The sequence below is a fragment of the Streptococcus oralis subsp. dentisani genome, assembly GCF_003944205.1.
In the GTDB taxonomy this organism is placed as follows: domain Bacteria; phylum Bacillota; class Bacilli; order Lactobacillales; family Streptococcaceae; genus Streptococcus; species Streptococcus oralis_BH.
The window spans coordinates 105651-119003 of sequence record NZ_RJPH01000003.1 but is presented as its reverse complement, the minus strand read 5'-3'; the positions used below and the strand labels follow the sequence as shown (position 1 = coordinate 119003).

The window sequence follows — 13353 nt, the reverse complement described above, 5'->3', positions numbered from 1 at the left end:
TATTATAACTCTTTTCACAAATGAAGCAACCGAAAAACTTAAAAAGGCAAGGACATTCTCCTCACCTTTTCTAACATAATCCAAACTAAGCAATACTAGCAAGAAGCTCCTCTAACTCCTCCTTGGTCAGACGACGCCATTCTCCTCGTTGCAAGTTCTCATCTAAAATCAGAGTTCCCATAGTCAAACGCTGTAGGTCCACTACTTCCTTGCCACAGTAAGCCACCATACGCTTAACCTGATGGAACTTCCCTTCCGCAATGGTTACGCGAACCTGGCTCTCATCCTTATCTGAATCCACCGACAAAATCTCCAGTTTGGCAGGCTGGCAGGTAAAATCCTTAAGCGGAATGCCCTTGGCAAATGTTTCCACATCTTCTTGGGTCATAATCCCCTTGACCTGAGCTAGATAAGTTTTGTCCACATGACGCTTGGGCGAAAGAAGAGCATGAGCCAGCTGGCCATCATTGGTCAAGAGCAGAAGACCATGCGTATCGATATCCAAGCGCCCTACTGGAAAAACTTCCTTGGTCCGAGCAATATCATCCAGCAAGTCCAACACGGTTCTGTGCTTGGGATCCTCTGTCGATGAAATAACTCCTTGGGGCTTGTTCATCATGTAGTAGACAAACTCTTCATACTCCAATACTTGCCCATCAAAGCGAATCTCATCTCTTTCTTCATCAATCTGCAATTTAGCTGATTTTTCTTTTTTACCATTTGCCGTCACGCGCCCAGCCTTGAGCAAGTTTTTGACCTCAGTCCGACTCCCCACAGCGCAGGCAACTAAAAATTTATCTAATCTCATAGAACTATTATATCATACTCAAAAGGAGGTTGTCTCAATGACCAACCTCCTTTTCGTTTCTGATTTAGGAAATTAACTTCCTCGTCTCCAAAAAATAGCTAAGACAATCATGGCACCTAAAACAGCTGGGATAATGGCTGTTCCTGATAAAACTGGCCCCCAAGTTCCAAAAAGCAAGTGACCCAGAAAGGCTCCAATCCAACCGAGAAACATTTTCCCAAAACATCCCATGCGTTCTCCACGATTGGTCAGAGTACCTGCTAAAAATCCCACTAGGAGACCAACAAACATACTTCCTATCATCTTGGCTCCTTAATTTGCCCAATCTCCGTTACGGAAGAGAGGCACACGTGTTCCATCCTCACGGATACCATCGATATCCATCTGATTAGATCCAATCATAAAGTCCACGTGAACATCTGAACGGTTCAGTCCTGCAGCTTCAAGCTCTTCTTCGCTCATCTCTGCCCCACCAACAACGCTGGTCGCATAGGCTGCACCGATAGCCAAGTGGTTTGAAGCATTCTCATCAAAAAGGGTGTTAAAGAAGGTAATGCCTGACTGAGAAATTGGGCTCGGATCTGGTACCAAGGCACATTCACCCAAGGCACGCGCACCCGCATTTTCAAAGACAAGGTCTTTCATGACCTGGTCACCCTTTTCAGCAGTAATGTCTACGATTTGACCATCCTTGAAGGTTACTTTAATGCCTTCGATGATATTTCCGTTGTAGCTAAGTGGTTTTGTAGAGGTTACATACCCATCTGCACGACGGAAGTCAGGAGCCGTAAAGACTTCTTCTGTCGGCATATTTGGCAAGAATCCTTCTCCCTGTGCATTGATAGCGCCAGCTGATTCCCAAACGTGATTCTTAGGCAAGCCAAGTGTCAAATCTGTCCCTGGCGCTGTGTAGTGAAGGGCTGAAAATTGCTCTTTATTAAGCATTTCTGCCTTACTCTTAAGAATGGCTGCATGTTCTTCCCAAGCCTTAACTGGATCTTCTTCATAGACACGACAAGTTTTGAAGATTTGGTCCCAAAGGAGATCGACTGCTTCTTCGTCGCTTGCTGCATTTGGGAAGACCTTCTTAGCCCACTCAAGTCCAGCAGCGGCAGCCACTGTCCAGCTAACCTTGTTGGACTGAGTTGCGATACGCATTGGTTTCATTGCAAGTCCCATAGCTTTGGCAGAAGCTGAAAGCTTATCAGCATCGACTCCGTTCAAGGCACCTGGATCAGAAGAACGGACACCAAGACGGCTAGCCTTGTTCTCCAAGAGATAGTTCATCTCAGCAATCTTGTATTCTGGCACATTGTCCAAACGCTCCATCGTCGCATGGAGGAATTTCTCGCGATTGATGACATCATCTGTCCACTGAACGATAACCTCATGCGCACCCAAGGCATAAGCTTCTTTCACGATCAAATGTGCCAACTCACGTTGCTCTACATCGATAGAGAGAGCCAAAGTGTGCCCAGGTTGCACGTTAATTCCATTCGCAACCAACAATTTTGCATATTTTTCTAGATTTTCTTTAAAATTTGGTAAAACCATTCTATTCTTCCTTTTCTTTTGTTATTTTTCCTTCAAAGCAGAAAATAATCCTGCTAAAGCAATGGCACCAGACAAGAGCGCTGTCGATAGAATAATTGTTTCATCTGCCAGCTCTAACTGATAGTCAAAAACCTTTTCAGCAGGTTTATCTTCCGCAAAAATTCTTAGTTTCATGAGAAACTCCTTAAAATTTATTAAAACAAATCATCAAACAAACTCAACTGGTTATCCTCTGGCATATTGCCGAGAATCCCCATTTCATCCATCTTCTCAACCAAGGTCGATGAGAGTCCGCCACGCTTGCGCAGTTCTGTCTTAGAGAGGAACTCACCCTCTTGGCGCGCTCGTACCAGTTGCTTAGCAACGTTCTCTCCCAGACCATCCATTGCTACAAATGGTGGAATAAGAGTATCTCCATCAATGATGAATTCAGTCGCATCACTACGATAGAGATCTAACTTGCCAAACTTGAAACCACGTTCCCACATTTCATTGACAATCTCAAGAGTTGTATAGAGGTCAATTTCCACATTAGAGGCTTCATTATTCTTCCGTTTTTCAGCGATCTCTTCCATTCTACGCTTGATGGCATCCAAGCCGGCACCCATGGTCTTGATATCAAAGGCCTTGGCGCGGATAGAGAAGTAAGCACAGTAATAATAAATCGGATGGTGAACCTTGAAGTAGGCTACACGCAAGGCCATCATAACGTAGGCTGCCGCATGGGCCTTAGGGAACATATACTTGATTTTTCCACAAGATTCGATATACCACTCTGGCACCTTATTAGCCTTCATGGCTTCGATATAGCCATTTCGCTCCTCTTCGGAAATCTTCAACCACAAGCCCTTACGTACCCGTTCCATGATGGTAAAGGCCATCTTAGGTTCAAGACCCGCATGCATGAGGTAAACCATGATGTCGTCCCGACAACCGATAACGGTTGATAGGTCCGCAATTCCTTGCTTGATCAAATCCTGAGCATTCCCCAACCACACATCGGTACCATGGGACAGACCAGACAGCTGAAGCAACTCCGCAAAGGTCGTCGGATGCGTCTCATCTACCATCCCACGTACAAAGTTAGTTCCAAACTCTGGGATTCCCAGCATACCCGTCGGCGTTCCGATTTGCTCCGGCGTCACCCCAAGCACATCAGTCCCAGAAAAGAGGGCCATTACACCTTCATCATCCATAGGAATTTCATTAGGATCAATCCCAGACAAGTCCTGCAGTTTCCGAATCATGGTCGGATCATCATGCCCCAGTACATCGAGTTTGAGGACGTTCTCATCGATATCGTGGAAGTTAAAGTGAGTCGTTTGCCATTCAGCCGTCACGTCATCTGCTGGATACTGAACAGGCGTAAAGTCGTAGACATCCATGTAGTTCGGAATAACAACGATTCCCCCTGGGTGTTGTCCTGTAGTCCGCTTGACACCAGCCGCACCTTGAGCGAGGCGTTCCACCTCTGCATCGCGATAAAACTTCCCGTAGTCCCGCTCGTAGCCCTTTACAAATCCATAGGCAGTCTTGGCAGCCACCGTACCAACTGTTCCTGCACGGAAGGCATATTCCTCACCAAAGATATCACGCACATCCAAGTGGGCGCTAGGCTGATCTTCCCCCGAGAAGTTCAAGTCAATATCGGGAACCTTATCTCCATCAAAACCAAGGAAGGTCTCAAACGGAATATCCTGCCCATTTTTGCTGAGTTTGTGGCCACAGTTTGGACAGTCCTTATTAGGCATATCAAAACCTGAACCGTAAGAACCATCCGTGATAAACTCGCTGTACTGACACTGACCACAAACATAATGAGGAGAGAGAGGATTAACTTCCGTAATTCCAATCATGGTCGCAACAAAACTGGAACCGACAGACCCACGAGAACCAACCAAGTAGCCCCGTTCATTAGAACGTTGTACCAGCATCTGCGATGCCAGATAAATCACGGCAAATCCATTCCCCAGAATGGACGTTAATTCTTTTTCAATCCGCAAATCAACGATATCTGGCAGCGGATTTCCATAAATCTCAAAGGCTTTCTTATAGGTCAATTCAGCAACCGTTTCTTCCGCCTTGTCGATGAAAGGCGTGTACAAGTCACCCTTAACGACCTCAACAGGTTCAAAGACTTCTGCCAAGGCATTGGTGTTTTCAATAACCAATTTCCGAGCTAGTTCCTCTCCCAAGAAGGCAAATTCATCCAACATCTCATTAGTCGTTCGAAAATGAGCCTTAGGTAGCGGAGCCGGTTGGGCATGTTCGCCATGACCGATGGTTCGGTTAATCATAGCCCCTTGGCCCAAACTACGGACAATAATTTCACGGTAAATCTCTTCTTCTGGTTCGATATAGTGGACATTTCCCGTAGCTAGAACAGGCTTACCAAGACGGTCCCCGACCTCTATCAAACTCTTGATAATGGTCTGGAGTTCCTCCATATCCTTGACCTGCTCCTTAGCAATCAAGGGAGCATAGATAGCTGGTGGCATGACCTCGATAAAGTCATAATACTTGGCCACTTCAACCGCCGCATCCACACCTTGGGAAACAACTGCATCAAAAACTTCACCTTCTGAACAGGCTGATCCTAAAATCAAGCCCTCCCGATGGGCATCTAGAACCGTTCTCGGAATCCGTGGCACCCCTTCAAAGTACTTGGTATTGGACAAAGAAACCAGCTTAAAAATATTTTTTAGACCTACCTGATTCTTGACATAAATAGTCGCATGCTTGATTCGAGCTTTTTTATAAGAGTCTGGACTGATTAGATCAATATTTAGCCTAGCTAGATCGGTCACACCATGTTTGTCTGCTACCTCTTTGATAAAGATAAAGAGCAGACGACCAGTAGCTTCCGCATCGTAGTTGGCCATGTGGTGGTGTTCCAAAGCCACACCAAAACGCTTGGTCAAAGGACCCAAACCATGACGTTTATACTCAGGATAGAGGTTTCTAGCAAACTCAAGCGTATCGATAACTGGCTGGCTAATCTTAGGCAGACCATGGCGCTCATAGTTGGCATTCATAAAGCCAACGTCAAAGGTGGCATTGTGGGCAACTAGGATCGTATCCTTGCAAAATTCTTGAAATTCTTGCAAAACTTGTTCCAGTGGTTTGGCATTTTTGACATGATCATCTGTAATTCCAGTCAATTCTGTGGTAAAGGCTGACAAGGGGTGACCTGGGTTGATAAATTCATCAAATTCGGCAATAACATTCCCCTTATACATCTTAGAGGCCGCAACCTGAATCAAGTCATTATAGATGGCTGAAAGTCCCGTCGTTTCCACGTCAAAGACCACATAGGTAGCTTCTGACAAGTCCATTTCCACTTCATTATAAACGATAGGAACGCGGTCTTCAACGATATTGGCTTCCATTCCATAGATTAGCTGTATTCCCGCTTTCTTGGCTGCCTTATAGCCATGTGGGAAGGACTGGACATTTCCATGGTCGGTAATAGCAACCGCCTTGTGTCCCCACTTAGCAGCTGTCTCAACGATTTTTTCTACCTCAGGAAGAGCATCCATGGTCGACATATTAGTATGAGCATGAAACTCAACCCGATGCTCACCTTCTGGCATCAAATCCTTCCGCTCATAGTGAACAACTTCCTGCACATCCTGCACGTTCATGGTCAAATCACGTGTGAAGTTATTCATCTCCACATTCCCACGAACTCGGAGCCAAGAATTCTTCTTAATGATGTCAAACTTCTGAGCCTCTTCCTCATTCTTAACCCATTTTTGCATTGAAAAACTTGAAGTGTAATCCGTCATTTTAAAATTGATCAAAACGCGACCAGTTCTGGTCACTTTATGTTCCACATCAAAAACGACCCCTTCAAAGACCAGACGATTTTCCTCAGTCGTCACGTCAATCATCTGAGTAACTTCAGCCTTATCTAGTTTAGGCTTGGCCATAGCCTTTTTAGCCTGAAAATCAAAGGCTGGCTTCTCTTCTACTGGAGGAGGAGCCATTTGTTCCAATTGCTCCATAGCTCGAAGCGCTTCCTCATTGGCAGCTTGGACAATCTGTTCATTCTCCGTATGGAAGGCTTCCTCCTGCTCTTGTGTAAGAGCATCATTCTTTTCTATTTGGCATACAAAGGCTGGAAAACCAAACTTTTCGAGTTGCTTTGCCAAATTAGGAAGATGATTCTTCTTAAAGTGCTCCTTATCAATCGCCTCTGAACCTTCAATAATGAGTTGATTTTCCTCCGCACGAACGTTTAAATTCTGGTAAAGAGATTTAAACCCCTGACTTGCACATGGACCTTCAGAAAAAGCCTCTCTATAGTAGGCCTGCAAGAGTTCATTAGAGAATTCTTGAGAAAGAGTCTTGATTTCAAAAACAGCTCGATTCCCTGTCTTAGAAAATTCTTCACTAAGCCCTTTCTTTAACTCCAAAAAGATTTCAATCGGTAAAATATTAGAAAATACAAAATGAAATTCCCAAATCTTACTAATTTTATGAACCACAACACGCTCAATTCTGGCATCAACAAGAGCAGGATCCCGTCTCAATTGATCAGAGATTCCTAGTTGATTCATTAAAATTTCAAACTTACTTGACATTCATTTTCCTCACATTATTCTCTTACTATTTTACCATAATTAAAGAAAATATATAGTCAGTACCATCTCCCTTGCGACTTAGATGGAAAGATTTTATCATACTTGTGGTAGATAAAACTATACTGATCCGTAGTCACATATTAAAAAGTGAGATGAACTTCATCTCACTTTTATTTTTAAAATCCATTATGGTCGCTAAGCTCTTTGAACCAGTGGCCTGATTTCTTAAGGCGGCGTTCTTGCGTTTCCAAGTCAAGCTCAACTAGACCATAGCGGTTTTTATAGCTATTGAGCCATGACCAACAATCAATAAAGGTCCAGATTAAGTAACCTTTACAGTTAGCACCATCTTCAATGGCACGATGGAGTTCACGCAGATGCCCTTTGACAAAGTCAATACGATAGTCGTCCTGAATCATGCCATTCTCACGGAACTTGTCTTCACCTTCAACCCCCATACCATTCTCTGTCAGCATCCACTCAATATTACCATAATTTTCCTTGATATTTTGGGCAATATCATAAATCCCTTGCTCATAGATTTCCCAACCGCGGTGAGGGTTGATTTTACGTCCAGGCATAACATAAGGCTCGTAAAAATGTTCTGGCAAGAGCGGACTGTCTGGATGCTTGGCAAAACGTGGCGCCATGACACGCAAAGGTTGGTAATAGTTGACTCCAAGAAAGTCCACTGTATGGTCACGAATAAGTTCTAACTCTTCAACAGTGTACTCTGGCAGCAAATCATGCTCAGACAAGATTTTCACTAACTCTTCTGGATAAGCCCCCAAGACAGACGGATCTAGGAAAGATTGAGCTTGAAAGAGATCGGCAATGCGAGCGGCCTTGACATCTGCGGGATGCTGGCTACGTGGGTAGGCTGGTGTCAAGTTGAGAACAATCCCAATCTTAGAATCAGGCAAAACTTCATGACAGGCCTTAACCGCAAGACTACTAGCCAGTTGTGTGTGATAGGCAACCTTAACCGCAGCTTTGGCATCCACCTTGTGAGGATAGTGGGCATCATAGAAATAGCCAAACTCTACGGGGACAATGGGCTCGTTAAAGGTAATCCATTGGTCTACCAAGTCACCGTAAGTCTCAAAACAAAAACGAGCATAGTCTTCATAGGCTGAGACAGTCGCCTTATTTTCCCAACCATCCCCAGTTTCTTGAAGGGCAAAAGGAAGGTCAAAGTGATAGAGATTGACTAGAAGACGGATTCCCTTAGCCTTAATGGCTTCAAATACCTGACGGTAGAAAGACACCCCTTGAGGATTGACCTCTCCACGGCCCTGTGGAAAAACGCGAGACCACTGGATAGAAGTGCGGAAGGCTGTATGGCCAGTCTCTACCAAAAGCTCAATATCCTTCTCCCAGTTCTCGTAAAAAGTCGATGTTTTGTCAGGTCCAATCCCATTGTAGTAGCGATTGGGCTCCACCTGATACCAATAATCCCAGAGATTATCTCCTTTACCATCACCAAGCACTCGTCCTTCTGTCTGTGGTCCAGAAGTGGAGGAACCCCAAACAAAATCCTTTGGAAATTTTAGCATAGCTTTACCTCTTCATTTACTCATTTCCCCCATTATACAGAAAAAACAAGGTAAAAACTAGTTACATTTTTGCCTTGTTTTTCTTCTGATTATAGTTTTTATTTCTTGCTGAGGATTTCAAGCGTTTCAAGCAAGTTGTCTGCGTGAACTTCGATGGTGTCACCAGTCGCCTTAATCTTAACTTCTACGATGCCATCGGCTGCTTTTTTCCCAACAGTGATACGGATTGGTAACCCAATCAAATCGCTATCACTAAACTTCACTCCGACACGTTCGTTACGGTCATCTGTCAAGACTTCGTAACCAGCTTCCATCAAGTTGGATTCCAGTTTTTCTGTCAAGGCTTGCGCTTCTTCGTCCTTGACATTGATAGTAATCAAGTGCACATCAAATGGTGCCAATTCTTTAGGGAAGTTAACTCCCCAAGCGTAACGGTATTCACCTTTTGGCGTTTTGTTGACAAAGAGGCGAGCGTGTTGCTCCATAACGGCTGAGAGAAGACGGCTAACACCGATACCGTAACAACCCATTATGATTGGCACAGCACGACCATTTTCGTCCAAAACATCTGCGCCCATACTTGCTGAGTAACGAGTTCCAAGTTTGAAGATATGACCGATCTCGATGCCACGGGCAAAGTTTAGGACACCTTGTCCGTCTGGTGAAATTTCACCCTCACGAACTTCACGAATATCCACGTATTCTGCAGTGAAATCACGACCTGGGTTCACACCCGTCAAGTGGTAGCCATCTTCGTTGGCCCCCACAACAGCATTGCGAACATCTTGTACCTTACGATCTGCAATGATTTTCACATTTTCTGGCAAACTAACTGGACCAAGTGAACCAAAACCAGCTGGAATAACGTTTGCTACTTCTTCCTCGCTAGCAACATCAAAGAAATCTGCACCCAAGTGGTTTTTCAACTTGACTTCGTTAAGTTGGTCATTTCCAACTAGAAGGGCTGCAACAAGCTCCCCATCTACCATGTAGAAGAGGGTTTTAATCGTTTGTTCTTCTGGGACATTTAGGAAGGCTGCGACTTCATCGATGGATTTAACACCTGGAGTTTCGACGCGAGTCACTTCTTCTTCCGCAACGACACGGTTGCTTGGTTTGTACTCGTTTGTTGCCATTTCTAAGTTAGCTGCATAGCTAGACTCACTTGAGTAGGCAATGGTGTCTTCACCAGAAACCATCCATTTGAGCAATTCTGCTTTGATTTCTTCTTGCACTTCTGCAGGAATTTCATCAAATGAGGCAACTGACTTGTCCAAAACAACCCAGCGGTCGAGGTCTGTACGGGCTGGTGTAATCGCCATAAATTCTTGGCTATCCTTACCACCCATGGCGCCACCATCACCGATGATGGCCTTGAAATCCAAACCACTACGAGTAAAGATACGTTCATAGGCCGCCTTGTACTCGTCATAAGTCACATCCAAACTATCGTAATTAGCATGGAAACTATAGCCGTCTTTCATGATAAATTCACGCGTACGGAGAAGGCCGTTACGTGGGCGTTTTTCATCACGGTATTTAGGTTGGATTTGGTAAAGGTTGAGTGGCAATTGCTTGTAAGACTTAACTGAATCACGGACAATAGCTGTAAAAGTCTCTTCGTGTGTCGGACCTAGGATAAAGTCCGACTTTTCACGGTTTTTCAATTTATAGAGGTCTTCACCATAGGTTTCATAACGGCCTGATTCACGCCAAAGATCGGCACTGAGAAGGGCAGGAGCCAACATCTCCACCGCACCAATCTTATCAAACTCTTGGCGCATGATATTCTTAGTCTTTTCAATCACACGGTTAGCCAGTGGTAGGTAAGAATAAACACCTGCAGAAACTTGACGAACATAGCCAGCACGCAACATAAGGGCGTGGCTGATAACTTGAGCATCGCTTGGCATTTCGCGAAGCGTTGGGATTAGCATTTTACTTTGTTTCATAATATTCCTCGATTATCTAAAAGAAGAGTCGCATAATGTCATTCCAGGTCACAGCTAGCATCAAGACAACCATGATAACTACACCAGCCATGGTGACATAGGTTTCAATTTCTTGTTTAAGGGGTTTCCGGCGGACAGCCTCTAGGATATTGAGCACAATCTTTCCACCATCCAAAGCCGGGATAGGAATCAAGTTAAAAATTCCAATATTGATGGAAATCATGGCTAGGAAGTAGAGGACATTCTCAATTCCATTTTTAGCAGCATCGCTACTTGCCTTAAAAATGGCAACAGGACCACCGAGTTTGTTCAAATCTGGATTGAAAATCAAGTTTTTCAGAGCCGAAAGGATACGGAGACCTGAGTCAGCAGCGGTTGTAAATCCACCAACAAACATAGACAGAAAGTCTGACTTGACTCCCGGTTGAACCCCGAGAATGTAACGTCCTTGATTTTCTTCTGGAGTCACAGTGACTTGTTTTTCGCTACCATTTTCAGAAATAGTCACATCCAAGGTCGGAGCGGTCTTGTCCTTGGTGTCTGCTTCCACAGCCTGGGTCAAATCTTGCCAATTCTTAACTTCGTGAGAGCCGACCTTGGTGATTTGGGCGGTTTCAGCCACACCCACCTTAGCCAAAGCTCCCTCTGGCATGACATGAAAGAGATTGGTCTGAGTATCTCTAACACCACCCTGCAAAAAGATCAGAATCCAAAAAACAACAACACCTAAGATAAAGTTATTCATAGGACCTGCAAAGTTGGTGATGAGCTTGCCCCAGATAGAAGCATTTTGGTACTGTACATCCAGAGGGGCAATGCGCACTTCGGTTCCATCTGCCTCAACAACCGTTGCATCATGATCCACTGCAAAGGTCTTTTCTTCTTCCAAAACCAAGCCTTTAATGAAGAGCTTGTCTTCAAAGTCAAACTGGGTTACCTGCATAGGGAGAGCTGTTTGATCCAGTTTTTTCCCAGATAGATTGATCCGTTTGACCTTACCATCCTCTGCAAGTGTTAAACTGACTGGGGTTCCAGTCTTGATCTCCGTCGCATCATCACCCCAACCAGCCATACGAACATACCCTCCTAAAGGAAGGATCCGAATGGTATAAGCAGTGCCATCCTTACCAATATGGGCAAAAATCTTGGGGCCCATACCAATAGCAAATTCACGAACTAGAATGCCTGATTTCTTGGCAAAATAAAAATGTCCAAACTCATGCACCACCACAATAATCCCAAAAACTAGGATAAAGGTTAGCAATCCAATCATTCAATATTCCTTTCTTTAGAACAGGCCAAACAAGTGCATGATAGGAAAGACAACTAGCATACTGTCAAAACGATCCGACACACCACCATGCCCCGGGATAAATTTCCCAGAATCCTTGACACCGAAATGGCGTTTCATGGCACTCTCAATCAAGTCACCAAACTGACCTGCCACACTGAAGAAGACGGCAAAGAGGCTCATTCTATAAATCCCATAAGGGAGAGCAACTGTGCTATCTACTAGCATGAAGATTGCTGTTACCAGTACCGCACCTAGAATACCACCGATAAAGCCCTCAATACTCTTATTAGGAGAAACTCTTGGTGCCAACTTATGCTTGCCAAAATTCATCCCTATCAGGTAAGCTGCACTATCTGTCGCCCAGACGATAAAGAGGGCCAGAAGCACCTTGTCAAAACCTGCCACCCGAGCATCTAGTAAGGCGTTAAAGCCAAAACCAACATAAAAGCTCACAGCAATTGGAAAGGCAGCATCTTCAATCGTATAGTTTTTACTGAAAACGGTCGTCCCTAGCATGATCGTAATTAAAACGCTGTAAGCAACCACATTCCCATCAACTGGCAAAAAAGTTAGATAATTTTCTAAGGGGATTGTGAGGGCAAATGTCGCAAAGAGGGTCAAGGCGCCCTCGATGGTCATGGTCTTTAGCCCCTTCATCTGCAAGAGTTCATGGACAGCCAGCATGGCTAACAAACCAATCCCTATCTGCAACAAGAGTCCTCCCACAAATAAGACTGGAAGGAAAATAGCCAGGGCCAATACCGCAAACAATGTTCTCTTTTGTAAATCTTGGGTCATATCTTCTCCTAAACTCCTCCAAAACGGCGATTGCGACGATTATAGGCCGTAATAGCCTCCTTCAAAGATGCTTCATCAAAATCAGGCCACAAGGTATCCGTAAAATAAAGCTCGCTATAGGCTGCTTGCCATGGCAAAAAATTACTCAAACGCAACTCGCCACTCGTGCGGATAATCAAGTCCGGATCTCGCAAATCCTTTGGCAGGTGTTGCGTGAAAAGATAGTCCCCAATCATATCTTCTGTGATATCACCAGGGTTGATTTTAGCATCTAAAACATCTTGAGCCAACCCCTTAAGAGCCTGCGTAATTTCAGCACGACCACCATAATTGAGCGCAAAATTGAGAATCAAGCCCGTATTGTTCTGGGTCAACTCCTCTGCTTTTTTCAAAGCTTCAAAAGTCGGCTTAGGCAAACGGTCTGTCTCCCCAATCATCTGAATCTTAACGTTATTTGCGTGCAATTCAGGGACGTAGTTGTCATAAAACTCAACGGGCAAGTTCATGATAAACTTGACTTCTTGATCTGGACGCGTCCAATTTTCCGTTGAAAAGGCATAAACCGTGATGACCTTAACTCCCATCTTGTTAGCTGCCTTGGTTACCTTTTGGAGGGCTTCCATCCCTGCCTTATGACCAAAAACACGTGGTTGCATCCGTTTTTTTGCCCAACGACCATTCCCATCCATGATGATGCCAATATGAGCAGGAACCTGTGTTGGAACCTCGACTTCTACAGCTTTATCTTTCTTAAAAAATCCAAACATGTTCTTATTCCTATTCAAAAATCTATCGTTTCATTATA

10 protein-coding genes are annotated in these 13353 nt (G+C 44.4%); all 10 read right to left on the bottom strand.

Annotation, left to right across the window (positions count from 1 at the left end; all coding sequences use genetic code 11):
- Positions 1 to 85: 85 nt before the first annotated feature.
- Entirely contained in the window at positions 86 to 808 is a 723-nt protein-coding gene (locus tag D8805_RS03730) for a pseudouridine synthase (RefSeq protein ID WP_125415472.1), read from the bottom strand.
- A 72-nt stretch (positions 809 to 880) separates the two neighbouring features.
- Positions 881 to 1111 (bottom strand): GlsB/YeaQ/YmgE family stress response membrane protein, encoded by a 231-nt coding sequence (locus D8805_RS03725; protein ID WP_125415470.1) that lies wholly within the window; start codon positions 1109 to 1111, stop codon positions 881 to 883.
- A gap of 9 nt (positions 1112 to 1120) precedes the next feature.
- Positions 1121 to 2362, bottom strand: a complete 1242-nt coding sequence (locus tag D8805_RS03720) for an aminopeptidase (protein ID WP_125415468.1) — start codon at positions 2360 to 2362, stop codon at positions 1121 to 1123.
- A gap of 21 nt (positions 2363 to 2383) precedes the next feature.
- Positions 2384 to 2536, bottom strand: coding sequence for a hypothetical protein (locus tag D8805_RS03715; RefSeq protein ID WP_000776617.1), 153 nt, complete (start codon positions 2534 to 2536; stop codon positions 2384 to 2386).
- Positions 2537 to 2556: 20 nt separating this feature from the next.
- The gene (locus tag D8805_RS03710; protein ID WP_125415466.1) at positions 2557 to 6948 is read right to left on the bottom strand and encodes a PolC-type DNA polymerase III; all 4392 of its coding nucleotides are present in this window, start codon (positions 6946 to 6948) and stop codon (positions 2557 to 2559) included.
- A 176-nt stretch (positions 6949 to 7124) separates the two neighbouring features.
- Entirely contained in the window at positions 7125 to 8504 is a 1380-nt protein-coding gene (locus D8805_RS03705; RefSeq protein WP_061418273.1) for a glycoside hydrolase family 1 protein, read from the bottom strand.
- A gap of 98 nt (positions 8505 to 8602) precedes the next feature.
- On the bottom strand, positions 8603 to 10456 hold the full coding sequence (locus D8805_RS03700; protein WP_125415464.1) for a proline--tRNA ligase: 1854 nt from the start codon (positions 10454 to 10456) through the stop codon (positions 8603 to 8605).
- Between the two features lie 16 nt (positions 10457 to 10472).
- Positions 10473 to 11729, bottom strand: coding sequence for an RIP metalloprotease RseP (rseP, locus tag D8805_RS03695; RefSeq protein WP_125415462.1), 1257 nt, complete (start codon positions 11727 to 11729; stop codon positions 10473 to 10475).
- A 15-nt stretch (positions 11730 to 11744) separates the two neighbouring features.
- Entirely contained in the window at positions 11745 to 12548 is an 804-nt protein-coding gene (locus tag D8805_RS03690; RefSeq protein WP_125415461.1) for a phosphatidate cytidylyltransferase, read from the bottom strand.
- Between the two features lie 8 nt (positions 12549 to 12556).
- A complete protein-coding gene (locus D8805_RS03685; RefSeq protein WP_125415460.1) occupies positions 12557 to 13315 on the bottom strand; it encodes an isoprenyl transferase in 759 nt (252 codons plus the stop codon).
- Positions 13316 to 13353 lie beyond the last annotated feature (38 nt).